General features: G+C 66.2%; 27 protein-coding genes. 22 read left to right on the top strand and 5 right to left on the bottom strand.

Features of this window, described 5'->3' with window-relative positions; genetic code table 11:
• The first annotated feature begins 6 nt into the window (after positions 1-6).
• From lysA to KPL81_RS18225, 5 genes are read left to right on the top strand one after another with little or no spacing between them, the layout of a single operon-like run.
• Positions 7-1299 (top strand): diaminopimelate decarboxylase, encoded by a 1293-nt coding sequence (gene lysA / locus KPL81_RS18245; RefSeq protein ID WP_219793360.1) that lies wholly within the window; start codon positions 7-9, stop codon positions 1297-1299.
• Positions 1299-2132 carry a diaminopimelate epimerase gene (gene dapF, locus KPL81_RS18240; RefSeq protein WP_219793359.1) on the top strand — a complete coding sequence of 278 codons (834 nt, stop codon included), beginning with the start codon at positions 1299-1301 and terminating at the stop codon, positions 2130-2132. Before lysA ends, dapF begins: the two co-directional genes overlap by 1 nt.
• Positions 2133-2166: 34 nt before the next feature.
• Positions 2167-2904: a DUF484 family protein gene (locus tag KPL81_RS18235; protein ID WP_209474678.1), complete on the top strand. Its 738-nt coding sequence runs from the start codon at positions 2167-2169 to the stop codon at positions 2902-2904.
• Positions 2897-3811, top strand: a complete 915-nt coding sequence (locus tag KPL81_RS18230) for a tyrosine recombinase XerC (protein ID WP_219793358.1) — start codon at positions 2897-2899, stop codon at positions 3809-3811. Before KPL81_RS18235 ends, KPL81_RS18230 begins: the two co-directional genes overlap by 8 nt.
• Positions 3808-4584, top strand: coding sequence for an HAD family hydrolase (locus KPL81_RS18225; RefSeq protein WP_219793357.1), 777 nt, complete (start codon positions 3808-3810; stop codon positions 4582-4584). Before KPL81_RS18230 ends, KPL81_RS18225 begins: the two co-directional genes overlap by 4 nt.
• Here the strand turns inward: KPL81_RS18225 and yihA are convergent.
• Positions 4581-5198, bottom strand: coding sequence for a ribosome biogenesis GTP-binding protein YihA/YsxC (gene yihA / locus KPL81_RS18220; RefSeq protein ID WP_219793356.1), 618 nt, complete (start codon positions 5196-5198; stop codon positions 4581-4583). The two genes, KPL81_RS18225 and yihA, sit on opposite strands and share 4 nt — an antisense overlap.
• Before the next feature lie 258 nt (positions 5199-5456).
• Here yihA and KPL81_RS18215 point away from each other — a divergent pair, with 258 nt between their 5' ends.
• The 5 genes from KPL81_RS18215 (at position 5457) to KPL81_RS18195 (ending at position 9801) form a co-directional block, all read left to right on the top strand.
• Positions 5457-6077, top strand: a complete 621-nt coding sequence (locus tag KPL81_RS18215; protein WP_219793355.1) for a c-type cytochrome — start codon at positions 5457-5459, stop codon at positions 6075-6077.
• Between the two features lie 184 nt (positions 6078-6261).
• Positions 6262-6912 carry a thiol:disulfide interchange protein DsbA/DsbL gene (locus tag KPL81_RS18210; protein ID WP_219793354.1) on the top strand — a complete coding sequence of 217 codons (651 nt, stop codon included), beginning with the start codon at positions 6262-6264 and terminating at the stop codon, positions 6910-6912.
• A gap of 83 nt (positions 6913-6995) precedes the next feature.
• Positions 6996-7763 carry an endonuclease/exonuclease/phosphatase family protein gene (locus tag KPL81_RS18205; RefSeq protein ID WP_219793416.1) on the top strand — a complete coding sequence of 256 codons (768 nt, stop codon included), beginning with the start codon at positions 6996-6998 and terminating at the stop codon, positions 7761-7763.
• 75 nt (positions 7764-7838) lie between these two features.
• Positions 7839-8387: a TRAP transporter small permease subunit gene (locus KPL81_RS18200; protein WP_219793353.1), complete on the top strand. Its 549-nt coding sequence runs from the start codon at positions 7839-7841 to the stop codon at positions 8385-8387.
• A gap of 10 nt (positions 8388-8397) precedes the next feature.
• Positions 8398-9801, top strand: coding sequence for a TRAP transporter large permease (locus KPL81_RS18195; protein ID WP_219793415.1), 1404 nt, complete (start codon positions 8398-8400; stop codon positions 9799-9801).
• Between the two features lies 1 nt (position 9802).
• Here the strand turns inward: KPL81_RS18195 and KPL81_RS18190 are convergent, their stop codons facing one another.
• The gene (locus tag KPL81_RS18190) at positions 9803-10234 is read right to left on the bottom strand and encodes a YqaA family protein (protein WP_219793352.1); all 432 of its coding nucleotides are present in this window, start codon (positions 10232-10234) and stop codon (positions 9803-9805) included.
• A gap of 41 nt (positions 10235-10275) precedes the next feature.
• On the opposite strand from KPL81_RS18190, the gene thiD reads away from it, so the two are divergent.
• The 5 genes from thiD to KPL81_RS18165 all read left to right on the top strand — a co-directional run bounded on the left by thiD (position 10276) and on the right by KPL81_RS18165 (position 16769).
• Positions 10276-11088, top strand: coding sequence for a bifunctional hydroxymethylpyrimidine kinase/phosphomethylpyrimidine kinase (gene thiD, locus KPL81_RS18185; protein ID WP_219793351.1), 813 nt, complete (start codon positions 10276-10278; stop codon positions 11086-11088).
• 81 nt (positions 11089-11169) lie between these two features.
• The gene (locus KPL81_RS18180; protein WP_209474696.1) at positions 11170-12015 is read left to right on the top strand and encodes a universal stress protein; all 846 of its coding nucleotides are present in this window, start codon (positions 11170-11172) and stop codon (positions 12013-12015) included.
• 65 nt (positions 12016-12080) lie between these two features.
• A complete protein-coding gene (gene dtd, locus KPL81_RS18175) occupies positions 12081-12518 on the top strand; it encodes a D-aminoacyl-tRNA deacylase (RefSeq protein ID WP_219793350.1) in 438 nt (145 codons plus the stop codon).
• Positions 12519-12685: 167 nt separating this feature from the next.
• Entirely contained in the window at positions 12686-16411 is a 3726-nt protein-coding gene (locus KPL81_RS18170; RefSeq protein WP_422674144.1) for an AsmA family protein, read from the top strand.
• Between the two features lie 43 nt (positions 16412-16454).
• Positions 16455-16769: a BON domain-containing protein gene (locus KPL81_RS18165; protein ID WP_219793348.1), complete on the top strand. Its 315-nt coding sequence runs from the start codon at positions 16455-16457 to the stop codon at positions 16767-16769.
• A 12-nt stretch (positions 16770-16781) separates the two neighbouring features.
• On the opposite strand, the gene KPL81_RS18160 is transcribed toward KPL81_RS18165, so the two are convergent.
• Entirely contained in the window at positions 16782-18737 is a 1956-nt protein-coding gene (locus KPL81_RS18160; protein ID WP_219793347.1) for an ATP-binding cassette domain-containing protein, read from the bottom strand.
• A gap of 77 nt (positions 18738-18814) precedes the next feature.
• On the opposite strand from KPL81_RS18160, the gene KPL81_RS18155 reads away from it, so the two are divergent.
• The 7 genes from KPL81_RS18155 to KPL81_RS18125 all read left to right on the top strand — a co-directional run bounded on the left by KPL81_RS18155 (position 18815) and on the right by KPL81_RS18125 (position 24904).
• Positions 18815-19339 (top strand): TIGR02444 family protein, encoded by a 525-nt coding sequence (locus KPL81_RS18155; RefSeq protein WP_219793346.1) that lies wholly within the window; start codon positions 18815-18817, stop codon positions 19337-19339.
• Positions 19340-19441: 102 nt separating this feature from the next.
• Positions 19442-20470, top strand: a complete 1029-nt coding sequence (locus KPL81_RS18150; RefSeq protein ID WP_219793345.1) for a TRAP transporter substrate-binding protein — start codon at positions 19442-19444, stop codon at positions 20468-20470.
• Between the two features lie 233 nt (positions 20471-20703).
• Positions 20704-21282 carry a TRAP transporter small permease gene (locus tag KPL81_RS18145; protein WP_219793344.1) on the top strand — a complete coding sequence of 193 codons (579 nt, stop codon included), beginning with the start codon at positions 20704-20706 and terminating at the stop codon, positions 21280-21282.
• Between the two features lie 29 nt (positions 21283-21311).
• Positions 21312-22595, top strand: a complete 1284-nt coding sequence (locus tag KPL81_RS18140) for a TRAP transporter large permease (protein ID WP_209474711.1) — start codon at positions 21312-21314, stop codon at positions 22593-22595.
• A 36-nt stretch (positions 22596-22631) separates the two neighbouring features.
• On the top strand, positions 22632-23075 hold the full coding sequence (locus KPL81_RS18135; RefSeq protein ID WP_209474713.1) for a universal stress protein: 444 nt from the start codon (positions 22632-22634) through the stop codon (positions 23073-23075).
• Between the two features lie 103 nt (positions 23076-23178).
• Positions 23179-23862: a BamJ family beta-barrel-assembly machinery protein gene (locus tag KPL81_RS18130; RefSeq protein ID WP_209474715.1), complete on the top strand. Its 684-nt coding sequence runs from the start codon at positions 23179-23181 to the stop codon at positions 23860-23862.
• Between the two features lie 10 nt (positions 23863-23872).
• Positions 23873-24904, top strand: a complete 1032-nt coding sequence (locus KPL81_RS18125; protein WP_240549370.1) for an alpha/beta hydrolase family protein — start codon at positions 23873-23875, stop codon at positions 24902-24904.
• A 46-nt stretch (positions 24905-24950) separates the two neighbouring features.
• Here the strand turns inward: KPL81_RS18125 and KPL81_RS18120 are convergent, their stop codons facing one another.
• Positions 24951-25544 (bottom strand): SCO family protein, encoded by a 594-nt coding sequence (locus KPL81_RS18120; RefSeq protein ID WP_219793343.1) that lies wholly within the window; start codon positions 25542-25544, stop codon positions 24951-24953.
• The gene (locus tag KPL81_RS18115; protein WP_219793342.1) at positions 25541-26053 is read right to left on the bottom strand and encodes a hypothetical protein; all 513 of its coding nucleotides are present in this window, start codon (positions 26051-26053) and stop codon (positions 25541-25543) included. The genes KPL81_RS18120 and KPL81_RS18115 overlap by 4 nt, the downstream gene beginning before the upstream one ends.
• Between the last annotated feature and the right edge of the window lie 48 nt (positions 26054-26101).

The raw sequence follows: 26101 nt of genomic DNA, 5'->3' as shown, positions 1-26101 counted from the left end.
TGAATCATGGATCACTTCGAATATCGCGACGGCGTGCTCTACGGCGAGGAAGTACCGCTGTCGCGGGTGGCCGAGGAGGTCGGCACGCCCTGCTACGTCTACTCCAAGGCCACCCTGGCGCGGCACTTCCGTGCCTATACCGAGGCGCTGGGCAGTCATCCCCACCTGATCTGCTATGCGGTCAAGGCCAATTCCAACCTGGCGGTGCTGGGCCTGCTGGCGCGCATGGGGGCTGGCTTCGACATCGTCTCACAGGGCGAACTCGAGCGCGTGCTCGCCGCCGGCGGCGATCCGGCCAAGGTGGTGTTCTCCGGCGTGGCCAAGCAGGAGTGCGAGATGGCCCGGGCGCTCGAGGTCGGCATCAAGTGCTTCAACGTCGAGTCGCGTCCCGAGCTTGAGCGCCTGAGCGCCGTGGCCGAGCGCCTCGGCCAGGTGGCGCCGGTATCGCTGCGGGTCAACCCCGACGTCGATGCCGGCACCCACCCCTACATCTCCACCGGACTCAAGGACAACAAGTTCGGCATCCCGGTGGACGAGGCGCTCGCCGTCTATGAGCTGGCCGCCCGCCTGCCGGGGGTGAAGGTAGTGGGCCTGGACTGTCACATCGGCTCGCAGTTGACCGAGCTCGCCCCCTTCCTCGACGCCCTCGACCGCCTGCTGGTGCTGCTCGAGCGCCTGCGCGAGCGCGGCATCACCGTGGAACATCTGGACCTCGGCGGCGGACTCGGCGTGCCCTACCGCGGTGAGCGCCCGCCGCAACCCTTCGACTACGCCGCCTCGCTGCTCGAACGCCTGGCCCGCTGGGAACACGGCGCCGGCCTGACCCTGCTGTTCGAGCCGGGCCGCTCGATCGCCGCCAATGCCGGCGTGCTGCTGACCCGGGTCGAGTATCTCAAGCCCGGCGAGACCAAGAACTTCGCCATCGTCGACGCCGGCATGAACGACCTGATCCGTCCCTCGCTCTACCAGGCCTGGCAGGCGATCATCCCGGTGGATACCCGGCCCGTGCGCGAGCGCGCCACCTATGACGTGGTCGGTCCGGTCTGCGAGACCGGCGACTTCCTGGGCAAGGAGCGCGAACTCGCCATCGACGCCGGCGACCTGCTGGCGGTGCGCTCTGCCGGCGCCTACGGTTTCGTCATGGCCTCGAACTACAACAGCCGGCCGCGCCCCGCCGAGGTGATGGTCGATGGCGACGCCTTCCACGTGGTGCGTCGCCGCGAGAGCATGGAATCGCTGTGGGCCGGCGAGTCGCTGTTGCCCGAGACAACGGCGGACGCGAGCGGAGAGAAGCGCTGATGCTGCTGCATTTCACCAAGATGCATGGCCTGGGCAACGACTTCATGGTGGTCGATCTGGTCACCCAGCGCGCGCGGCTGCGCGACGAACAGATCCGCCGGCTCGCCGACCGCCGCTTCGGCGTGGGCTTCGACCAGTTGCTGCTCGTCGAGCCGCCGCGCGACCCCGAGATGGATTTCCGCTACCGCATCTTCAATGCCGACGGCAGCGAGGTGGAGAACTGCGGCAACGGTGCGCGCTGCTTCGCCCGCTTCGTGCGCGACCAGCGCCTGACCCACAAGCGTGAGATCCACGTGGAGACCGCCGGCGGCCCACTGACGCTGGTGGTGCAGCAGGACGGACAGGTGACGGTGGATATGGGCAGCCCTCGCTTTGCGCCGACGGCACTGCCCTTCGATGCCGCCGAGGACCGCCCGCTGCACCGGCTCGAGGTTGACGGCGAGACGCTGGAGATCGGCGCCGTCTCGATGGGCAACCCGCACGCGGTACTGCGCGTGGATAGCATCGACACCGCGCCGGTCGAGCGCCTCGGCCCGGCCATCGAGGCTCATCCACGCTTTCCGCGGCGGGTGAACGTCGGCTTCATGCAGGTGGTCTCGCCCCACGAGATCCGCCTGCGCGTCTTCGAACGCGGCAGCGGCGAGACCCTGGCCTGCGGCACCGGTGCCTGCGCCGCGGTAGCCAGCGGCATGCGCCAGGGTCTGCTGGAAACGCCCGTCACGGTCCACCTGCGCGGCGGCGACCTGCGCATCGACTGGCCCGGTGGCGATGCACCACTGCTCATGACCGGCCCTGCCGAACGCGTCTTCGAGGGACGCGTCGCCCTGGCCTGACTTGCCGGGCCCACCCGAACCGAAGGAGGCAAGCATGACCCGAGCCGTCCCCGAACCGCGCAAGACCCTCGATCCGGACCGGGTGGCCGAATGGCTGGCCCGTCATCCGGATTTCTTCGTCGGTCGCGAGGGGCTGCTGCAGCAGCTCAAGGTGCCTCATCCCGAGGCCCATGGCACCACCTCGCTGCTCGAGCGTCTGGTCTACGATCTGCGCCGCCGTGCCGAGCAGGCCGAGTGGCGGCTGGAGCAGCTGCTGGAATCGGCACGTCACAACGAGGTGCAGTACCGTCGCACCCGTGAACTGGTGCTGGCACTGCTGGAGGCCGAGGATGCCGACGCCCTGGGCCAGGCGCTGGCCACACAGATGAGCGAGCACTTCCAGATCCCCGCCGTGGCGCTGTGGTGCCCGTCCCAGCTCACCGACCACGAGCCGCTGCCGCCACAGCCACCGCGGCACGTGCTCGACGAGCATGCCGGCGTGCGCCTGGCGGCGCTGCTCGACGGCCGGACCAGCCGTTGCACCCGGCTCACGCCCACCGACTGGGGGCGCCTGCTGCCGCACACGCGGCCGCCGCGACAGGCCGGCTCCTGCGCCCTGACCCGGCTGACCCTGGGCGAGCCAATGGGCTACCTGGTCATGGCAAGCCCTGACCCGGACCATTTCCGCGCCAGCATGGATACGTTGTTCACCGAGTACCTCGGCGACGTCCTGGCGCGACTGCTGCTGCGCCATGCCCCGGCCCCCCATGGCTGCCCTACGTCGCATGGCTGACAGCCCACTGCGCCAGCAGCTGGCAGCGTGCCTGGAGACGCTGGCGCGCACCGCCAGCCCGGCCACGCTGAACGCCTACCGGCGCGACCTCGAGGCGATGCTGGCCTTCCTGGAAGAGCGTAAGATCGAGGATGGCGCCGGGCTGGACGTCGGCCTGGTGCGCCGTTTTCTCGGCGCCGAGCGCAGTCGCGGCCTCGCTCCGCGCAGCCTGGCACGGCGCCGTGCGGCGATCTCTCACTTCGCCAACTTCCTGGTGAAGCACGGCGTGCTCGAGCACAATCCCGCCGAGTTGGTACCCACGCCGCGCCAGGGCGCCCACCTGCCCAAGCCGCTGGACGTGGACCAGCTCGCGCGACTGCTCGATACGCCTCACGACGGCTCGCCGCTGGCGCTGCGCGACCAGGCGATGCTAGAGCTGTTCTACTCCAGCGGCCTGCGCCTGGCGGAGCTCGCCGGCCTCGACCTTGACGCCCTGGAGCCGCGCCGCGTGCGGGTGCTCGGCAAGGGCGGCAAGCCGCGCCAGGTACCGGTGGGACGCAGCGCCCGACGCGCGCTCGACGCCTGGCTGGCCTGCCGCGCGAGGCTGGCGGCGCCGGGAGAGACAGCGCTGTTCGTCGGCGCCCGCGGCGGGCGGCTCGGACACCGCGCCATCCAGAAGCGGCTGACCGAGGTGGCCCGCCGCCGCGGCCTGCCCGAGCACCTCCACCCGCATCGCCTGCGCCACTCCTTCGCCAGCCACCTGCTGGAGTCGAGCCAGGACCTGCGCGCGGTACAGGAGCTGCTGGGGCACGCCAACCTCTCGACCACCCAGGTCTACACCAAGCTCGACTGGCAGCACCTGGCGGCGAGCTACGATGCGACCCACCCACGCGCCCGCCGGCGCAGCGACGAAACACGCGATGCATGACCATGACTGACCCCTTGCCGCTCCAGGCCATCACCTTCGACCTCGACGACACCCTGTGGGACAACCATGGTGTCATGGTCGCCACCGAGACCGGCCACTACGCCTGGCTCGACCGCGAGCTCGCCGGCTGGCTGCAGGCGCACGGGCGTTCCACCTCGCCACGCTTCAGCGAGTGCTTTCCGCTGGAGAGCTTCGAGCTGCGCCGTCGCGCGCTGGCCCACGCGCACCCGCTGCATCGCGGCCACTTCACCTGGCTGCGCGAACGGGCGCTAACGGAAATGCTGGGGGAGTACGGCCTCGAGCCGGCCACGGCGGAGCAATGGGCGAGGGCAGCGATGGCTCGCTTCATGGAGCTGCGCCACCGGGTCGAGCCGCACCCCGAGGTGGAACCGCTGCTGACCGGGCTGGGCCGGCACTATCGCCTGGCCAGCATCACCAACGGCAACGTGGATATTCAACGCCTGGCGCTCGGCCGGCACTTTCCGGTGGCCATCGCCGCGGGTGAGATCCTCGCTCCCAAGCCCGACCCGCGCCCCTTCCTGGCGGCGCTGGCGCGACTGGGGGCGTCGCCGGCCCGTGCCCTGCACGTGGGCGACTCCTGGCGCGAGGATGTCGAGCCGGCCCGGCGCCTGGGCATGCAGGTGGCCTGGATCTCACCTCACGTGGACGACACGCCGATGCCACCCGGCATCCATCGCCTCGATCACGTGCGCGAGCTGCCCGCGCTGCTGCGCCGGCTGGGCCAGCCGGCGCCGGAGTGGGAGCTGCGCTAGGCGGGTTCGGGGTCGGCCAGCCAGGCGTCGAGGCGGGCACAGGCCTCGTCGACCCCCTCGCGCTTGAGTGACGAGAACAGCTGTACCGTCACCAGATCCTCCCACTCGCGCAGGCGACTGCGCACCTGCTGCAGGGCGCTCTTGGCCGCCCCAGACTTCAGCTTGTCGGCCTTGGTGAGCAGGATGTGCACCGGCATGTCCTGGTCGTCGGCCCAGCCCAGCAGGGTCTGGTCGAACTCGGTCAACGGATGGCGCACGTCCATCACCAGCACCAGGCCGCGCAGGGCACGGCGACCGCGCAGATAGTCGGCGAGGTGGCGCTGCCACTCGCGCTTGACCGCTTCGGGCACCTTGGCATAGCCGTAGCCGGGCAGGTCGACCAGCCGCCGGCGGGTGTCATCGCCCAGGGTGAAGAAGTTGATCAATTGGGTACGTCCCGGGGTGCGCGAGGTGCGTGCCAGCGCCTTCTGTCGGGTCAGTGTATTGATCGCACTGGATTTTCCGGCATTCGAGCGGCCGGCGAAGGCGACCTCGGCACCGTCGTCGGGCGGGCACTGGGCTAGCGTGGGCGCGCTGGTCAGAAAGCGCGCACTCTGATAGTTCATTCGGGTCATGGCCTCAACGTTCTGCCGGTAAAGTCGCAGAGGACACCATCGGTACCTGCCCTGCATTTCCGATGCCGGCCTGTTTCGTTATAATGCGATGTCTTTTTTCTGCGACCTGGGCGCGCTAGTGTAACATCGTGCTCTTGCCGGCAGCGACCAACCGAGTGTCGCCTCGGCAGCAGGGCAAGGCCGGCCTGGTATCCGCAAGGCGGGGCAGCTCCCAGGAATGCGTACCGGTATAATCCATAACGGCATAGTGAATCAGCGATGAGAAAGTTACTGGCAAGCCTGGCAATAACCCTCGGCGCCGTTGGCGTCGCTCACGCCGACCTGGAAGCAGACGCCGACGCTGCCGCTGGTCGCGAAAAAGCCCAGAGCTGTGCGGCCTGCCATGGCCAGAACGGCATTAGCTCCGCGCCCTCCTTCCCGCACCTCGCCGGTCAGCAGGCGAGCTACCTGGCCAAGCAGATCATGGATATCCGCGACGGCAAACGGCTGGTGCCCGAGATGGCCGGGCAGGTCGACGATTTCTCCGACCAGGATGCCTGGGACGTCGCCGCCTACTTCGCCACGCAGGACGCCAACATCGGTCAGGCCGATCCGGCGGAGGAAGCCTTGCTGCGTGGCCAGGAGCTCTACCGCGCCGGCGATGCGGCCAAGGGGATTCCGGCCTGTGCGGCCTGCCACGGGCCCAGCGGCGCCGGTATCCATACCGCCGTCTACCCGGCCCTTTCCGGCCAGTTCCCTCAGTACATCGTCACCACGCTGCAGGATTTCGCCGCCGGCGAGCGCAGCAACGATCCCAACGGCATGATGGGCGATATCGCCGCCAAGATGAGCGATGCCGACATGGAGGCCGTGGCCAACTATATCCACGGCCTGCACTGAGCGCCGCATCGCGGACCTCGCCGGCTCCGGCCGGCACGGAAGGCGGCCCCTGGCCGCCTTCGTCGTCTTGACCCGACGACGTGGTTCGGAACCGTCAGCGGCATCGGCGCTCAAAGTGAACGACGCATCCGTCAAGCGGGTCCTATCGCCGCCTTTCGGCGTACTTCACAGGAGTTCCAGTTCTATGTTCAAGCCCTTGCGTATCCTCCAGTCAGCTGTTTTCGCCATGGCCGGCCTGAGCCTGGCGACACTGGCCAGCGCCGACAACCTGGTCGAGGGACAGCACTACGAGAAGCTGCCCGAGCCCATCGAGACCCGCGCCGGGGAGGACCAGGTCGAGGTGACCGAAGTGTTCTGGTACGGCTGCCCGCACTGCTACAACCTGGAGGAGCCGCTCAACGCCTGGGTCGCCGAGCAGCCCGACGACGTCGCGTTCAACCGCATGCCGGCGACCATGGGTGGCGACTGGAACACGCATGCGGTGATGTTCTATGCCGCCGAGGAACTGGGAATTCTCGAGCAAGCCCATCCCGACTTGTTCCACGCCATCCACGAGGAAGGGGAGCGTCTCAACGATACCGACAGCATTGCCGGCTTCTTCAGCCAGTACGACGTCAGCGAAGAGGAGGCACGCCAGGCGTTGGACGCCTTCGGCGTCAAGGCCCAGGTCAACAAGGCCCACGCACGCATGCGCACCATGCGCCTGATGGGCGTCCCGGCGCTGGTCGTCGACGGCCGCTACCTGGTCACCCCGAGCAGCGCCGGCAGCCTCGAGAACATGCCGCAGGTTGCCGGTGCGCTGGTCGAGCGCGTGCGCCAGGAGCGCACGAACTGAGCGTGTCTGCCGAGCGCTCTCACCTGGTCGATGCCAGGACCCCGACCCTGGAGGGTGGGCATCTCAAGCTGCTCACCTTCAACATGCAGGTGGGCATCCAGACGTCGGCCTACCATCATTACCTGACGCGCAGCTGGCAGCACCTGTTGCCGCATCCCCAGCGGGTGCGGCGACTGGACATGGTCAGCAACGTGCTGAGCCGCTTCGACATCGTCGGGCTGCAAGAGGTCGACGGCGGCAGCTTTCGCTCCAGCCACGTCAACCAGATCGAGTACCTGGCCACGCGGGGCGGCTTTCCGCACCACTACCAGCAGCTCAACCGCAACCTGGGACGCTTCGCCCAGCACAGCAACGGTCTGCTGTCACGGCTCGCCCCAACCCGGGTCGAGGAGCATCGCCTTCCCGGCACCCTGCCGGGGCGCGGCGCCATCCACGCCCGCTACGGCGACGGCCCGGACGCGCTGCACCTGTTCGTCGCCCACCTGGCGTTGAGCCACCGCGGCCGGGTACGCCAGTTGGATTACCTGAGCGAGATCATCCAGCCGCTGCAGCACGTGGTGGTGATGGGCGATCTCAACTGCACGCCGGATCAGTTGCATTCGCATACGCGCTTCTGCGACTCGCTGCCGCTGCATCCGGTGCGCCCGCTGCTCAGCTACCCTTCGTGGCAGCCGCGCCGCGCGCTCGACCACATCCTGATCTCCAGTTCGCTCAAGGCTCAGGACGTGCGTGTGCTCGACCACCTGTTCTCCGATCATCTGCCCATCGCCATCGATGTGGCACTGCCGCCCCGCTGTCTGGCGCTGCTCAAGGAACTGCGCAAACGCCAGCAGCGCGAGCCAGGACGTTGAGGCATGAGGATGACGCACGCTGCGTAATCAGCGATGATGCGTCCCCTGATATTGCTTCGACACGAGACTTCCACCATGCAAACCGCAAACCGTGATCCGGTCCTGCTCGCATGGCTCGACGGCTTTACCGAGGTCGTGGGCCGCTCCATCGCCTGGCTGGTGATCCTCATGATGGCGGTACAGTTCGCCATCGTGGTGATGCGCTATGTCTTCGGCCTCCACAGCATCGCCATGCAGGAGTCGGTCATGTACATGCATGCCATGGTGTTCATGCTGGGGGCGGCCTGGACGCTGCGTCACGATGGCCACGTCCGCGTCGACATCTTCTATCGCAAGCTCTCCGCCCGCGGCCGGGCGTGGATCGACCTGCTTGGCACGCTGTTCCTGCTGTTTCCGGTGACGCTGTTCATCGCTTATTCGAGCCTCGGCTACGTGAAGAGCAGCTGGGCGATTCTCGAGCGTTCGCCGGACGGCGGTATCCCCGGTGTCTTCCTGCTCAAGTCACTGATCCTGATCATGATGCTACTGCTCATGCTGCAGGGCGTGGCTCAGGTGATGCGCCAGGTGCTGATTCTGCGCGGCAAGGCCCCTGGCAATACGCCCGACCACGACGAGGGGGTCTGACGTGGAAGTCCTGTTCGAGTTCATGCCGCTGTTCCTGTTCCTTACCGTCTGTGCCGTGCTGATGCTGGGCTATCCGGTCGCCCTGGCGCTGGCCGGTACCGCGCTGATCTTCGCCGGCCTCGGCCACCTGCTGCTGCAGATGGGCATGCCGGTGCCGTTCGAGGCAAGCATGCTGGGCGCCATGCCCAACCGCCTGTACGGCATCATGACCAACCAGACACTGCTGGCGGTACCGCTGTTCGTGTTGATGGGGGTGCTGCTGGAGAAGTCGCGCGTCGCCGAGACCCTGCTCGACGCCATGGCAATGCTGTTCGGTTCGCTGCGCGGCGGACTGGGTATCTCGGTGATCCTGGTCGGCATGCTGCTAGCCGCCTCGACCGGCATCGTCGGCGCCACCGTGGTCACCATGGGCCTGCTGTCGCTGCCGACGATGCTCAAGCGCGGCTACTCGCCGTCGCTCGCCACCGGCACCATCTGCGCCACCGGCACCCTGGGCCAGATCATTCCGCCCTCCATCGCCCTGGTGCTGCTGGGTGACGTGCTCTCCAATGCCTATCAGCAGGCGCAGCTCGCCATGGGCGTGTGGAGTCCCAAGACGGTCTCGGTGGGCGACCTGTTCGTCGGCGCCCTGATACCGGGCCTGCTGCTGGTAGTGGCCTATATTCTCTATCTGCTGGCCGTGGCCTGGTGGAAGCCGGAGAGCGCCCCGCCGGCCGACCGCGAGGCGCTCAAGCAAGAGCTCGGTCACCGCGGCAGCCTGTGGCCGCTGCTGATCAAGGGTCTGATTCCCCCCGTGCTGCTGATCGTCGCCGTGCTGGGCTCGATCCTGGGCGGCTTCGCCACCCCCACCGAGGCCTCGGCGGTGGGTGCCATGGGTGCCCTGCTGCTGGCGCTGGCCAACCGCCGGCTCAACCTGGCCATGCTGCGCGAGGTGGTTCAGTCCACCGCCAAGGTCACCAGCATGGTGTTCCTGATCCTGATCGGTGCCGCGCTGTTCTCGCTGGTGTTCCGCGCCTACGGCGGCGAGGAGCTGGTCAAGCAGCTGTTCGAGGCACTGCCCGGCGGCGTGGTGGGTGCCACCCTGGTGGTGATGCTGGTGATCTTCCTGCTCGGCTTCATTCTCGACTTCATCGAGATCACCTTCGTGGTGGTGCCGATCGTCGGGCCGGTGCTGCTGATGATGGGCCTCGATCCGATCTGGCTCGGCATCATGATCGCGGTGAACCTGCAGACCTCGTTCCTGACGCCGCCATTCGGCTTCGCGCTGTTCTATCTGCGCGGCGTGACGCCGGACTCGGTGCCGACTTCCGCCATCTACCGCGGCGTAATCCCGTTCATCCTGCTGCAGCTCGGCATGCTGGCGGCGCTGGCGCTGTTCCCGGGACTGGCCACCTGGCTGCCTTCCCTTCTATAGGTCAGTCACATAGCGGCGCCAGCCACGCCTGGGCCAGAGCCAGCACCACGGCGTAGCGTGCCGCCTTGGCCAGGGTGATCAGCAGCACTGCGCGCCACCAGGGCAGGCGAAAGACGCCGGCAAGCACGGTGAGCGGGTCGCCAATCAGCGGCGCCCAGCTCGCCAGCAGGCTCCACTCGCCGAAGCGGTGATACCAGCGCTCGGCGCGGGCCAGGCCCTCGCGCGAGGCAGGGAACCAGCGGCGGTCCTGGAAGCGGCGCGCGTAGCGCCCCAGCCAGACGTTGACCAGGCTGCCCAGGGTATTGCCGCAGGTGGCCACCAGCCACAGCCCCAGCAGCGGCTGGCCCAGGCACCACTGCCGCGCCAGCCAGACTTCCGAACCGCCAGGCAGCAACGTAGCACTGGCGAAGGCCACCAGGAACAGACTCAGCATTCAGCGCCTCCCATACCCATCAGTTTGCAGGACGAGACGCCATGACCCACGATCGCCTCATTCCCAACGTTCTCACCATCGCCGGCTCCGACCCCAGCGGCGGCGCCGGCATCCAGGCCGACCTCAAGACCTTTTCGGCATTGGGCGCTTATGGTACCAGCGTCATCACCGCACTGACCGCGCAGAACACCCGCGGCGTACGCGGCGTGCATCCGGTACCGGTGGAGTTCATTCGCCTGCAGCTCGACACCCTGCTCGACGACGTGGCTGTCGATGCGGTGAAGATCGGCATGGTGGCCAGCCGCGAAGTCGCCGAGACCATCCGCGACGCCCTGCAATCGCGGCGTCCCCGCTGGATCGTGCTCGATCCGGTGATGGTGGCCAAGAGCGGCGACGTGCTGGTCGACGAAGCCGGCATCGCCGCGGTACGTGAGGTATTGGTCCCGCTGGCCGACCTGATCACCCCCAACCTGCCCGAAGCCGCAGTACTGCTGGGCATCGACGCACCCAGCAGCCGCGATGAGATGCTCGCCATGACACCCGACCTGACGACGCTGGGAGCCGGTGCCGTGCTGCTCAAGGGCGGTCACCTGCGCGACGAGAGCTGTCCCGACCTGCTGATCGGCCACGGCACACCGCACTGGGTCGAAGGTCCCCGCATCGACACCGCCAACCTGCACGGCACCGGCTGCTCGCTCTCCTCGGCCATCACTGCGCGCCTGGCGCAGGGCGATTCGCTGCCGCAGGCGATCGCGACGGCCAAGCAGTGGCTCGAGGCGGCGCTGACGGAGAGCTGGCGTCTTGACGTCGGCCGGGGCCGCGGCCCGGTGCATCACTTCCACCGCTGGTGGTAGTGACACGGTGCTTGCGCCTTGGTCGAGTGCCGCCCATGCTGAAGTCTGTCCTGTCAGGCTCATCCGCCACGGAGAGACGTCATGACCCAGACCCTGCTGTTTGCCTGCGACCTATCGGCCGAGAATCGCGCTGCCTTCGCCCGGGCCATACGCCTGGCCATCGAGAACGGTGCGCGCCTGGATGTCATTCATGTCCTCGACCCCTTCCTGCCGCGAAGGGTACTGCACGATCTGGAAGAGGCCGTGGTGGCCGACATGCAGGCTATCCTGACGGATGTGCGCGAGGACTATGCATTACCGGAGCCGAGCGTGATGCTGCAGACGGTGGCCGGCGCCACCTATGCCGAGATCATCCGTGAGGCACACGACCGCGAGGTGGACATGATCGTGCTGGGCTCCCACCGCAAGCGTGGCCAGCCCGATCTGGTCGCCGGCACCACCCTGGCACGGGTACTGCGCAGCGCTCCCTGCCCGGTGCTGTCGGTCTCCCAGCCGGCCAATCGCGACTGGCAGGAGATTCTGGTGCCGGTGGATTTCTCGCTGGCCAGCCGCAATACCCTGCGTGCGGCACTCAAGCGCTTTCCCGAAGCCCGCCTCACCTTGCTGCATGCCTGGGATATTCCCGGCGAACGCGAGCTAGGCTCCGACAGCGACTACGCGCGCTGGCGCGACCGCGAAGTGGAACGCCTGCGCTGCCAGATCGAGCGCGAGACCGACCAACTGATGGGCGAACTCGACAGCGTGCCGGAGGTGGAGCTGGTGCTCGAACAGGGCGAACCGCTGGAAGTGCTGCTGACCCAGCTGCGGCGCCAGCAGCCCGACCTGCTGGCGCTGAGCAGCCGGGGCCAGCTGGGCCGTCAAAGCCCTGTCACCGAGGCGCTGCTCGCCGAGCCGCACTGCGACATCATGCTGTGCAGGGCTTGGTAGCGTCTGCCCTTCGTCCCGGCGCATGATACCCTTCGGCGAGTTGACGACCGAAGGAGACTCGCCGCATGAAGGCCCTGATACAGCGCGTGCGCCGCGCCAGCGTCACGGTGGATGAACGTAGGGTGGGCGCCATCGATCACGGCCTGCTGGCCCTGGTGGGGGTAGAAAAGGGCGATGACGAGGCCGCCGCCGAGCGGCTGCTGCACAAGCTGCTACGCTACCGGGTATTCAGCGACGCGGCAGGCAAGATGAACCTCGACCTGCAGCAGGTCGAAGGCGGGCTGTTGCTGGTATCGCAGTTCACCCTGGCCGCCGACACCCGCAAGGGGCTGCGCCCGAGCTTTTCCAGCGCCGCACCGCCGGCCGAGGGCGAACGGCTGTTCCACTACCTGCTCGAACGCGCCCGGGCGGCCTGGCCCCGGGTCGAGAGCGGTGAGTTCGCCGCCGACATGCAGGTCGAGCTGGTCAACGACGGGCCGGTAACGTTTCTACTGGAGAGCTGAGGCAGCGCCAGACCACACTGAGAGGATGACCGCAGGCAAGGAAAGCGGCACAGGACGGCCGAGTACCGCCTCTCCGGACGGTACAAGTCCCAAGCTAAGGAACAGGGAGCGGACGGATGAAGCATGGCTCCTCTAGGCATTTCTGGTGGTTGGCCCCGGTCCTCATCGTGGCCTTCCTCGTTGCTGCGGTGGATTTGCTGCACTGGAATGCACTGAAGCCGGTCATCATCGAGCGCGTGGAAGAGACTACCGGACGCCAGGTGGCCGTGCGCGGCGATGTGGGTATCGACCTGTTTCCCCGGCCACAGCTGACACTCGAGGACGTGACGCTCGACAATCCCGACTGGGCCGAGGCTGAACACCTGCTCGAGGCGCGGCGTATCACCCTGACGCCCGCCCTCGGCGATCTGCTCCGCGGCCAGGTCTCGTGGGATGAAGCTGGAGTAAGCGATGCGACCCTGAACCTCGAGCAGCGCGCCGATGCCCCGGGCAACTGGCTATTCGACACCGGCCGGGAAGAGCGCCAGGCCCAGGAGGATTCGGCCTCTCGCCTGCCCTTGCGCCAGCTCTCCATCGCCGATTCGCAAGTCCATTACCGGGCCGCCCAGACAGAGATCCCGCTCGAGTTTTCCCTCTCCAGCCTAGAGATACAAGCCGACGACGAGGCCCTGCACACCGAGGCGATGCTGTCGTTTCGGGGACGCCGCTTTGCATTGGAGGCCGATACCGCCCCCATCGCGACGTTCATGGATGCCACTCAGGCGTTCAACGGAGAGGTTTCTCTCAGCTCCGAAGAAAGCCAGTTCACTGCCACCTTCGAGATATCCGGCGCTCCGTCGATGGATGGCTTGCGGGTCAATGGAGATCTCAATCTCAAAGACCTTGCTCAATGGTCTCGCGGGCTGGGGCTGCCGCCAATGGCACTGGATCACCGCGAGGTGGCGGGAAAAGTTGAGCGCGAAGGCCACGTGTGGCGCTTGCGCGATATCGAAGCCTCCGCGGCCGAGAGCCGCCTTAGCGGAGAGCTGGCAATAGATACTTCGGGCGCGGCACCGACCCTGGACGGACGGCTCTCCTCAAGTGAGCTCGATGTCGCCGCCTTGCGCAAGGCCATGCCGGAATCCGAGCAAGAGACGGCGGTCTCGGTGCCCGTGCTGCCGGACTGGCGCGGCGAGGTCGCTCTCTCCGTCGATCGCCTGAAGCTCGCCGAGACAGTGATTCAAGACCTTCAGGGGCAGCTACGCTTCGCCGAGCACACGGCTGCTCTCGAAGCTATTGACTTCGAGATGGCGGGCGGCAGCGTCGAGGCTGAGGCACGGCTGACGAGCGACCCCGAAACGCTCGAGGCACAGGCTCGGCTCTCTCTGCAGAATATCGACCCGGCGCAGCTGGGTATGGGACAGGATCCCGGCGCCACGCTGGATGCCGAGCTTGCGCTGGAACTCGAGCCGCTCTCGCAGCGTGCCAGTTACTCGCGCAGCACGCTGCTCGCCAACCTGCGAATCGCCGACGCTCAGGGCACCTATCGTCACGAGGAAGCCGGCAACGACCTCCAGGTGACGCTCGAGAGCATCGACGAGAAGGCGCCACCCGGGCTACGCCTGACGGCCAACGGCACCTTTCGCGACAAACCGCTAGCGTTGCAGGCCAGCGGCGCCCCCCTACCCGAGCTGTTCGACCTGCAAACGGGCAGCCTGAGACGGGATTACCCGTTCGCGGCGCAGGCGACTTCCGGCAGGCTGGAAGCCGCCACCGATGCGTCCCTCGACCTGCTCCTCAACCCCGAGACCTTCGCCATCGACCTGACGCTCGACGACGAAAGCGGCCGCGCCCTGGAAAGCTGGATCGGCCCGGTGCTGCCGCCCCTGCCCGGCTATCGGCTCGCCGGTCGGCTGAGCCGGGAGGGCGAGCAGTGGGCCGCCAGCAGGGTCGAAGGGGTGGTTGGTTCGACCCCAGTGGCCGGCAACGTGGAAGTAAACGCCACGGAGCGCCCTGAGATCACGGCCGATATCGAGGCCGGGCGCATCGAGCTGGCGCAGTTCATTCCCGCTGATCAGGCATCGGACGACACGGCCCGGGACGAATCGTTGCTGGCGCCGCTGAGAAGCTTCGACGGGGAATTGGACCTTCAGGCCGACGCCCTGGTGCTGCCCAATGAACTCGTACTGCACGACCTCGCCCTCGATGCCGAGCTGGATTCAGGCCGGCTGCAGGCGGACCTCTCGCGGTTTCGCCTGGCAGACGGTTCGCTCAGCGGCGCACTGACGCTGGATGCCGGCAGCGCAGCGGCGTCCGGGCAGCTGGATCTGGTCTTCGACGATATCGCCCTGAGCCGCCTGGGCGACACCTTCACTACGGTGGAGGACCGCCTCGGCCGGCTGTCGGGCGACCTGCACCTCGACGTGAGCGAAGCGCTGCCCGGCGTACGCCGCGACGACCTGCTGTTGCCGTTCCTCGGCCACCTGAGCTTCGCCCCCTCGGAGCTCCGCTTCGTTGACCCACGCGCCGGCACCGACCTGACCCTGCGCCTGGAAACCCAGGGCGCCGGCAGCGGGAACCAGACGTTCCAGCTGCAAGGCGAAGGCCGCTACGACGGCGCCCCAGCCTCGCTTACCCTGCAAGGCGACCCCCTGCTCGACGCCCGCGCCCCGGATCGCCCCTACGCCGTCGAGTTCGAAGCGGACCTCGTCGACACGAGCATCCAGCTGCAAGGCTCCCTCATGCGGCCACTCGCGCTGGCCGGGCTGGATCTGCAGCTCGCGGTGGAGGGGCCGAACCCGCAGCGCCTGAGTCGCCTGTTGGGTGTCTCGCTGCCCGAACTGCCCCCCTACGCCGTGTCGGGAGACGTCCAACTGGAAGATCAGCGCTGGACCTTCCGTAACATGCAGGGGCAGGTCGGCGACAGCGACCTTGCCGGCCGCCTGGCGCTAGATGTCGGTGTCACGCCGCCTCGACTGGAAGGAAAGCTCTCCTCCCGCTTTCTCGAACTAGAGGACCTGGGGTTCCTCGCCGGTGCCACCCCCGAGGAGACCGCCGACGACCGCTTCGTGCTGCCCGATACGCCCATCGTCACCGAGGGCTGGCAAGGGGTCTCCGCGGACGTGAGCTTCCGGGGTGAATCGGTGCGCGCAGGGAACCTCCCCTTGAGCGACGTGAGCTTAGACTTCGAGCTCGAGGATGGCCGCGGCCGCTTCGCCCCACTCCGCTTCGGCGTGGAAGAAGGCAGTGTCGATCTCACGCTCGACATCGATTCCAGCACCCGGCCTCCCAGCGGCACGGTACAGGTGGAAGTCAAGCGCCTGGATCTTAACGATGCGCTGCAGCATTGGGAGCTGGCCGATGAAAGCGTCGGCACTATCGCCGGGCGCGGCAAGCTGTGGGTAGAGGGTGCTTCGATCGCCGAGCTGCTGGCCTCCGCCGATGGCGGCGTGGTCGCGCTGATGACCGGCGGCAAGCTGGATGCGCTGCTTGTGGAGCTTGCCGGCATCGATGCCGGCCAGACATTCTTGAGCTGGGCGCGAGGGCGCGGCCCGATTCCCATCGACTGCGCTTACGCTGACCTTCAGGCGAGGGACGGCGTGGCCCAGATGGACACCTTCGTGGTCGACACGAGCGATACCACCTTCACCCTGGGAGGCCAGCTCGACCTGAACCGGGAACAGGTGGATGTCAGTATCATCGCTCATCCCAAGGACCCAGTCTCTTCGTCGGCCGCTCCCCCCTTCATCTCGGCGGCACGTTCTCCGACCTCGACCTCGACCCGCACCGCCAAGGGCTTGCCCTGCGGGCCGGAGCGAGTGTCGCCTTGGGAGCCCTTGCCAGCCCCATCACCGCTCTCCTGCCGCTACTGGAGCTCGGCGCCGGTCCCGACGTGGCCTATTGCCAAGGCTTGATCAGCCGCTCCCGTGGCGCCATCGTTGACGAGGAGGCCAATTGATGCTTCGATGCCGCCGTCTCATGCCTCTTGCCCTACCGGGGCTCCTGCTGCTCGTACTGGCCGCTTGCACCGTTGCCCCGGTCAATGAAACCGCCAGACTCGAGCAGCAGGATTCGCTCGCTGCCGTGCAGATCAAGGCCCGGCTTCTCGAAGCGCCGGACCTGGCGGGTTCGGCCATCGACGTGGATCTCGCCGGTGACCGCGCCATCCTCACGGGCTTCGTCGAGACCGAGGAGCAGCGTGAACGGGCCGCCACCCTCACCCGGGAGCAGGACGGGGTGGCGCAGGTAGACAACCGCATCACCGTGAAATAGTCCCTCGGCGCACTATTCACTTCCCGTCGTCAGCAGCTCCGCTTCCATGGCCTCCAGTGCCTCCTCGGCGTCGAGCCATTCGGCTTCCAACTCTTCGAGCCGCGTCTTCAGTTCACCCTGGCGGGCCAGGTGCTCGGTGAGCGCGGCCTTGCGCGCCGGGTCGGTATAGAGCTCGGCCTCGCCCAGCGTCTCCTCCACCGCGGCCAGCTCCGCCTGGGCCTTCTCCATGGCCTGCTCGGCGCGATCGCGCGCCTTCTTCAGCGGGCGCAGCTTCTCGCGCAGCTCGGCGGCGGCGCGGCGGCTCGCCTTGCGGTCCTCCTTCGGTGCGGGACCCTCCGCCTGGCGCTCGGCCTTGTCGGCTCGCGCCTCGCGTCGCTCGCCCTCCAGCCGCGCCTTGAGCCAGGCGCGATAGTCCTCAAGATCGCCGTCGAAGGGCTCGACACGATGGTCGGCCACCTTCCAGAACTCGTCGACGGTGGCACGCAGCAGATGGCGGTCATGGGAGACCAGGATCACCGTGCCTTCAAAGCTGGCCAAGGCCTCGGTGAGCGCCTCGCGCATCTCCAGGTCAAGGTGGTTGGTGGGCTCGTCGAGCAGCAACAGGTTGGGTTTGCGCCACGCCACCAGGGCCAGCGCCAGGCGGGCCTTCTCCCCGCCCGAGAAACGCCCCACCTCGCCGAAGGCATCGTCGCCCGGGAAGCCGAAGCCGCCGAGGAAATTGCGGATCGACTGATCGCTGGCAGTGGGCGAGAGGCGCTGCACATGCATGAACGGCGTAGCCGCCATGTCGAGCCCCTCGAGCTGATGCTGGGCGAAATAACCGACGCTGAGATGCTCGCCCGGCACCCGCTTTCCCGCCAGCAGCGGCAGCTCGCCGGTCAACGACTTGATCAGGGTCGACTTGCCGGCCCCGTTGGGCCCCAACAGGCCGATACGTTGTCCCGGTAGCAGGGTCAGCTTGACCGCGTCGAGCTGCACCTTCTCTATGCCGGCTTCGTCGCGGTAGCCGAGTCGTGCCTGATCCAGCACCAGCAGCGGATGCGAGGTCTTGTCAGCGGCGGGAATGGTGAAATGAAACGGCGAATCGGCATGGGCCACGGCTATGTCGCCCATGCGCTCGAGCATCTTCAGCCGGCTCTGGGCCTGGCGCGCCTTGCTCGCCTTGGCCTTGAAACGCGCTACGAAGCGTTCGATCTCCTCGCGCCGTGCCTGCTGCTTGGCGGCCTCGGCCTGCTGCAGCGCCAGCTTCTCGGCGCGCGTGCGCTCGAAGGTGGAGTAGTTGCCGCGATAGAGCACCAGCCGACGCCGGTCGAAGTGCACGATGTGGTCGCACACGGCATCGAGGAAATCGCGGTCGTGGGAAATCAACAGCAAGGTACCGGGGTAGCGCATCAGCCACTGCTCGAGCCATAGCAGGGCATCGAGGTCCAGATGGTTGGTGGGCTCGTCGAGCAGCAGCAGATCCGACGGCATGAACAGCGTACGCGCCAGGTTGGCACGCATGCGCCAGCCGCCGGAGAACGCCGACAGTGGCCGCTCCAGGTCGGCCTGGGTGAAGCCCAGCCCGATCAGCAGTTGGGCGGCACGCGCCGGGGCGCTGTAGCCGTCCAGCGCCTCGATGAGGCCGTGCAGCTCGGCCTCGCGGTGAGCGTCGCCACGCTCGCGCGCTGTACCCAGATCCGCCTCGGCCTGGCGCAGCTCACGGTCGCCGTCGAGCACGTAGTCGACGATGGCGCGATCCAACGCATCGACCTCCTGTGCCATGTGGGCGATGCGCTGGCCTCCGCTCATTTCTATCTCGCCGCGATCGGGGGCAAGCGTGCCCAGCAGCAGACCGAACAGGCTGGACTTGCCGGCCCCGTTGGGGCCGACGATCCCGGCCTTGTGACCGGCGTGCAGGGTCAGGTCGGCGTTCTCGAGCAGGGTCTGGGTGCCGCGTTGCAGGGCAACCTGGCGCAGTGCAATCATGCAGGCTCCAACTGGCAGAAAGGTGGCGCCACGGCGCCGGGCCCCGCTTGCGTGGTCCGGCTGGTGACGACGGGTTCATGACGGACGATTCTACCGCAACGCTTGTCGCTCTGCGGGCCGGGCTTGGCGCCGACCCGCTGTGGGACTTTGCCCTCGCCTTCTACGCTCGCCCCGGCGTTGAGGCCGCCTGTCTGTGCCTGCAGGACGAGGCCGGCATCGACGTGTGCGAACTTCTGTGGCACTGCTGGCTGTACCGGCACGGTCTGACCCTGCGTGAGGAGCCGCCCGAGCTCGAGGCCATTCGCCGTTGGCAGCGCAGTGTCACTCAATCGTTGCGTGATCTGCGCCGTCAGCTCAAGGCAGAGGCCGCCCGCAGCCCCGGCATCGCCGATGTCCGCCGGCGAATCCAGCAGGCCGAACTTGCCGCCGAACGTGAAACCTTGCAGCGTCTCCAGTGCCTCGCCAAGCAGGCCGAGCCACTCACGCCCCTGTCAGCGGACGATCCAGGTCTCGTAACTTCCCTGGCAAGTCGCTGGAAATTACAGAAAAAAGCACAACTTTTGGCACTCCAAACCCTCGAATACCGCCTTGACCCTCTCTAGGGGGCACGCTAGCCTGAAAAAAGCTGTGTAGCTTTTTGTGGCTACCGATGCCTGTTGATGTTGCATGTTTTCACGGGCCAAACCTGCGAGGAGAAGATAATAATGAAGGCAACCCAGTTGTTGACCACGGCCAGTATCGGCGCCATGTTGCTCGGCATGTCCGCGGCCGCATATTCCGATAACTGGCGTTATGCGCACGAGGAATATGAAGGTGATGTACAAGACGTGTTTGCCGTCGCCTTCAAGGAGCATATCGAGGAAAACTCCGACCACAGCGTCCAGATCTATCGTTTCGGCGAGCTGGGTGAATCCGACGATATCATGGAGCAGACCCAGAACGGCATTCTCCAGTTCGTCAACCAGTCGCCCGGCTTCACCGGCGCCCTGATTCCGTCAGCCCAGATCTTCTTCATTCCCTACCTGCTGCCCACCGACGAAGAAACCGTGCTCGAGTTCTTCGAGGAGAGCAAGGCGATCAACGAGATGTTCCCCGAGCTCTATGCCGAGCACGGGCTGGAACTGCTCAAGATGTACCCCGAAGGGGAAATGGTGGTCACCGCCGACGAGCCGATCACCTCGCCGGAGGACTTCGACAACAAGAAGATCCGCACCATGACCAACCCGCTGCTGGCGGAAACTTACAGCGCCTTCGGCGCAACGCCGACGCCGCTTCCGTGGGGTGAGGTCTACGGCGGCCTGCAGACCGGCATCATCGACGGTCAGGAGAACCCGATCTTCTGGATCGAATCCGGCGGCCTGTACGAGGTCTCGCCGCACCTCATCTTCACCGGCCACGGCTGGTTCACCACCGCCATGATGGCCAACCAGGATTTCTTCGAGGGCCTCTCCGAGGAGGATCAGCAGCTGGTTCGCGAGGCGGCTGACGTGGCCTACGATCACACCATCGAGCACATCCAGGGGCTGTCCGAGGAGTCGCTGGACAAGATCATGGAAGCCTGTGACGAGTGCAGCGTGACCCGTCTCGACGAGGAGCAGATCCAGACCTTCCGCGAACGCGCGCCGCAGGTCGAGGAGGAGTTCCTCGAAATGACCGGTGAAACCGGACGCGAGCTTCTCGAGCAGTTCAAGGCCGACCTGGAAGCGGTCACCGAGAACGGCGAAAACGGCTGAGTTCCTGGATCACGCCACCGCTTCGGGGGCAGCTGAGGCTGCCCCCGAGTTGTTTCAAGCGGTCTTGAACGAGCCCCGTGCGCATGGCATGGGACAGGCGGTAACCGCCACGTAGTGGGTTGCAGCGTAAATGCAACGTTGAGGTCGCTGAGGTGTTCGGCACCGGCACTTGGTGGCTACGCTTAAGACTCATCAGCCCGTATTCGGCTTTCGCACCAAGAGGAAGCGCCATCATGTCCGAAGAAGAAGCTGAAAAGAACTATCGCTCCGGTCTCCCTGGCTTTCTTGGCACCATCGACACCCTGATCAGCAAGATCGAAGCCGTCATCCTGGCAATGGGGGTACTGTTGATGGCCATCAATACCATTGCCAACGTGATCGGACGCTTCGTCTTTGGCAGCAGTATTTTCTTTACCGGCGAGATCAACCGGATCCTGATCATCATGATCACCTTCGCCGGAATCGGCTATGCCGCGCGTCATGGGCGCCACATTCGCATGTCGGCCGTCTACGATGCCCTGCCGGTCGGTGGGCGCCGGGTGTTGATGATCGTCATCTCGCTGTTCACCGCGCTGGTCATGTTCTTCCTGCTCTACTATTCGATCGTCTACATTGCCGATCTCTACTCCAAGGGGCGGGTTCTTCCGGCGCTGAGCATTCCGGTCTGGATCATCTATGTCTGGGTACCCCTGGGCTTTCTGATCACCGGCATCCAGTATTTTCTGACCGCGATCAAGAACATGACGTCGCGTGACGTTTATCTATCGACCGGTGTCCTCGACGGCTACAAGGATACGGAAACGGAAGTCTGACGCAGCTCAGGTGTTCGGGGGAACACAGCATGACCACAGTAATGGTAACGACGATGATCGCCCTGCTGCTGCTGGGCTTTCCGATGATGATTCCGCTGATCACGGCAGCCGTCATCGGCTTCTACATGATGTTCAACGGGCTGGGTCAGATGGACACGCTGATCCAGCAGATGATGGCGGGCATACGGCCTGCCTCCCTGATAGCGGTCCCGATGTTCATCCTCGCCGCCGACATCATGACCCGAGGGCAATCGGCCGAGCGTCTCATCAATATGGTGATGGCCTTCATCGGCCACGTGAAAGGCGGACTCGCCGTCAGCACCGCGGCCTCTTGCACCCTGTTCGGGGCGGTTTCGGGCTCGACACAGGCCACGGTGGTGGCCATCGGCTCGCCGCTGCGCCCCAAGATGCTCAAGGCAGGTTACTCCGACTCCTTTACCCTGGCGCTGATCATCAACGCCAGCGACATCGCCTTCTTGATCCCGCCCAGCATCGGCATGATCATCTACGGTGTCATTTCGGGCACCTCGATAGGCGAGCTGTTCATTGCCGGCATCGGTCCGGGCTTGCTGATATTGCTGATGTTCTCGGCTTACTGCGTGGCCTACGCCATCCTCAAGGACGTGCCGACGGAGGCCAAGTCCAACTGGCAGGAGCGCGGCCGGGCCGTGCGTGAAGCACTCTGGCCTCTCGGTTTCCCGGTGATCATCGTGGGCGGAATCTACGGCGGAATCTTCAGCCCCACCGAAGCCGCTGCGGCGTGCGTACTCTATGCCATCGTGCTGGAGTTCGTCGTCTTCCGCTCTCTGAAGATTCCGCACATATATGCCATCGCCAAGTCCACCGGCCTAATCACCGCGGTCGTATTCATTCTGGTGGCCGTGGGCAACGGCTTTTCGTGGATCATCTCGTTCGCCCAGATTCCGCAGGCCATTCTCGAAGCCGTCGGCATCAACGAGGCCGGCCCCACCGGGGTGCTGATCGCGATCTGCGTGGCCTTCTTCGTGGCCTGCATGTTCGTCGACCCCATCGTGGTGATCCTGGTGCTGACCCCCATCTTCGCTCCTGCCGTCGCGGCCACCGGGCTCGACCCGGTGCTGGTAGGGGTGCTGATAACGCTGCAGGTGGCTATCGGCTCGGCGACGCCTCCCTTCGGCTGCGACATCTTCACCGCCATCGCCATCTTCAAGCGCCCCTACTGGGAGGTGATACGCGGAACGCCACCCTTCGTGTTCATGCTGATTCTGGCGGCGGCGCTGATCATCATATTCCCCCAGATCGCCCTCTTCCTGCGCGACATCGCCTTCAGGTAGTAGCGCGGCCGAACTGTTACCTTAGGAGTCGCTGAGATGTTCAATCGCATACTGGTTCCGGTGGATGGTTCGAAGGGCGCCCTCAAGGCGCTGGAGAAAGCCGTCGGTCTGCACCTGCTGACCGGCGCCGAGCTCTACATCCTGTGCGTGTTCAAGCACCATAGTCTGCTGGAGGCCTCGCTCTCCATGGTACGCCCGGACAGGCTCGATATCCCCGACGATGCCCTCAAGGAGTACGCCACCGAGATCGCCGTTCACGCCAAGAGCGAGGCGGTCGAGCTGGGCGCCGATCCGGCCCGGCTGCGCGCCTTCGTCAAGGGCGGCCGCCCTTCGCGCACCATCGTGCGCTTCGCTCGCAAGCGGGAGTGCGACCTGATCGTGATCGGTGCCCAGGGCACCAACGGCGAGAAGGGCCTACTGCTGGGCAGCGTGGCTCAACGGGTCGCGGGCTCCGCCCATTGCCCGACCCTGGTGGTATGAGCCCGTCGGGCCCGTAGCGTGCGGCAAGTGCGGAACCGGCGCCGCCCTGATAGAGTCCGAGTACTGTTGCATGCCGCTCAATGACTGATCGATAGGACTCTGCATGAAAAGATTGCTGACTTCCGCCTCCTTGGTTGCCCTGGTGGCCGCGGTACCGTTCGCGCTGGCCGCACCAGAAACCGAGGACGAACGTCTCAGCTACAGCCTGGGTGTCGCCTACGGCCAGAGCATCGCCCAGGAGTACCCCGAGCTCGACATCGAAGCTTTCACCGACGCCATTCGCGATCTCATCGAGGGCAATGAGCTGGCCATGGAAGCAGATGAGATGGCCGAAACCTTGAGCCAGTTCCAGCAGGATGCACTGGCCGCCCGCCAGGCCGAGGCCGAGGAAGTGGCCGAGCGCAACCTCGAAGAAGGCCAGGCCTTCCTGGAGGAGAACGCTGAGCGCGAGGAGGTCACCACCACCGATTCGGGCCTTCAGTACGAGGTAATAGAAAGCGGCGATGGCGAAAGTCCCGGACCGAGCTCGCATGTCGAGGTGCACTACGAGGGTACGCTGGTCGACGGCACCGTGTTCGACAGCTCCTTCGACCGCGGTGAGCCGCTGAACTTCCGTGTAGACCAGGTCATCGAGGGCTGGCAGGAAGCGCTGCAGCTGATGAGCGTGGGGGACACCTGGATGCTGTTCATTCCGCCGGAGCTGGGCTATGGCGCTCAAGGCCAGGGCCCCATCGGTCCCAATGAGACCCTCATCTTCCGCGTCGAACTCCTCGATGTGGTGGAGTGACACCGGCCGAATGAAAGCGCTTCTGTTGAGTGCCGGACTGCTGCTGGCATTCGCGGCCAATGCCGAAGAACGGCTGCCCGAGCTGCCCCAGCTCGCCCTCTCACCTGATGCTACCAGCGTGATCGGTGTCTCTTCGGGCGGCTACATGGCCACCCAACTGGCCGTCGCCTGGCCACAGCGCTTCCAGGGCTTGGCCGTGCTCGCTGCCGGCCCATGGAGCTGTGCCGAGGGCGGCCTGGGCCAGGCCCTCGGCCGGTGCATGTCGCTGCGCCGGGGCAGCCCCGATCTCGACGCCTTGAACGTGCGCCTGCGCGACTACCAGGCACGCGGGCTGGTAGGCGAGGCCGGCGACATCGCCGAGCTGCGGGCCTTCGTCTGGCATGGCGGAGAGGATCGCGTGATCGATCCCTCGCTCGGCAAGGCGCTGGCCGAGCAGCTGGCCGGTTGGCTGGCCGATCCCGAGGAGCAGTTGAAAGCGGTCGAGTCGCCTGGCGTCGGCCACGGCTGGCCGCTCGAGGCCGATGCGCAAATCCCTCCCGGTCGACTGGCCCGATGTAGCGACGGTGGGGGAACGCACATGCTGGCCTGCGGCATGGACATTGCCGGCGAGGCACTGAGTTGGCTGCACGGCACGCTGGAGCCCCCCGTCGACGCGCCGACGGCCCGGCTGCTGCGCTTCGACCAGGCGCCGTTCGATGCGCGCGGCCTGGGCGACGCCGGCTATGTGCTGATTCCCGAGACGTGTGAGTCGGGAGGGTGCCGACTCACCGTGGCGCTGCACGGCTGCGGCATGACCGAGGAGCTGCTCGACGACGCTTTCGCACGTCATAGCGGACTCAACGAGTGGGCCGAGGCCAACCGCCGTGTCGTGCTCTATCCCCAGGCCAGCAGCAGCCTCGCCAACCCGCAGGGCTGTTGGGACTGGTGGGGATTTGCCGAGAGCACCTGGCAGCTCGATCCGCTCCACGACACGCGCGAGGGGACCCAGGTGAAGGCGCTGATGGCCATGATCGAGCGGCTAGAACAATCGCTGGAGGAGTAGAAGACGGCGCATACGCCTCGATAAGGAGGCTAGCGCCCGACCCTCCCTATCCGCCGAGCTCTTGCTCCAGTGCTGCGCGCAACGAGTGCGGCGTCGGCGAGTAGAGCACTCGTTGCAGGATCGTGCCATCGCGGTCGACCAAGTAGAGGGAAGAGCTGTGGTCGATGGTGTACTCCATCGCCGAGTCGGGGGTTTCCACGCGCCGCCAGATGATCCCGTAACGCGCGGCCAGCTCCTCGAGTTGCGCCTGACTGCCGGTGGCACCGATGAAGTTGTCACCGAAATAACCCACGTACTCGGCCAAGCGCTCCAGCGTATCGCGTTCGGGATCCAGCGACACCAGCAGCGGGACCACACGGCGCCGCTGCTCCTCGTCCAGCCCCTGCATCACCTGGCGCATGACTGCCATGCTCATCGGACAGACGTCCGGACAGTGGGTATAGCCGAAGAACAGCACGGCCAGTTGGTCGTCCTCGAGCTGAGACAGGGAGAACTCCCCCTGGGTAGAAGGCAATTCCACCGGACCACCCTGCGGGCCATCGCTCCCGGCCTGCCGCAGCTGCTGGTAGCCGAATAGCCCGCCGACAGCCACCAGCACGACCAGCGCGCCTACTGCCCCCCAGATACGTTGCCGCTTCATGGCACACTCCGCTCCACTGTGAAATCGAACCGGCTTCCCAGCCGGCCCTCTGCGGTTTCCACCACGACCTGTGCCTGCCAGGGCATGACCGACTCGGTGCAGATCGGCACCTGGCCGACCCCCTCGAAACGCCCACTATCCTGCTTGCTCAGGGGAAAGCGATGCAAGCCCATGTCCATGTCGCGACCGATGAAGTCGACGCTGGCCGCATCGACCTCGATACCATCCACGCGAACCGTCAGCGGCAGCAGCTCCAGGGCCCGTATCCTTCCCGAAGCCTCGACATCCAGGGTCAGCGTGCGCCCCCCGCCAAGGCTGGCAGTACAGGCCGACTGGTGAAGATCGCAGGGCAACGTGGCGGCATGCCAATCGACATCGGCTTCGCCGCGCAGCAGGTGTGCAGCCAAGTACCAGAGCGCCACACAAAGGGTCAGCAGCGTGACCAGCATCAACAGACGCAACCTCGGGAAACGGGATTCGCCCGTATCGGGCTGGGAGGGAGAGGACATGGCAGCAAGAGCAGCACTTTATCGGATAGGAGGGTAAGCTTAACAGCA

Source organism: Billgrantia antri, from assembly GCF_019430905.1.
Classification (GTDB): Bacteria; Pseudomonadota; Gammaproteobacteria; order Pseudomonadales; family Halomonadaceae; genus Halomonas; species Halomonas antri.
The sequence above is the reverse complement of the archived record's forward strand: the minus strand, read 5'-3'. Positions and strand labels throughout refer to the sequence as shown.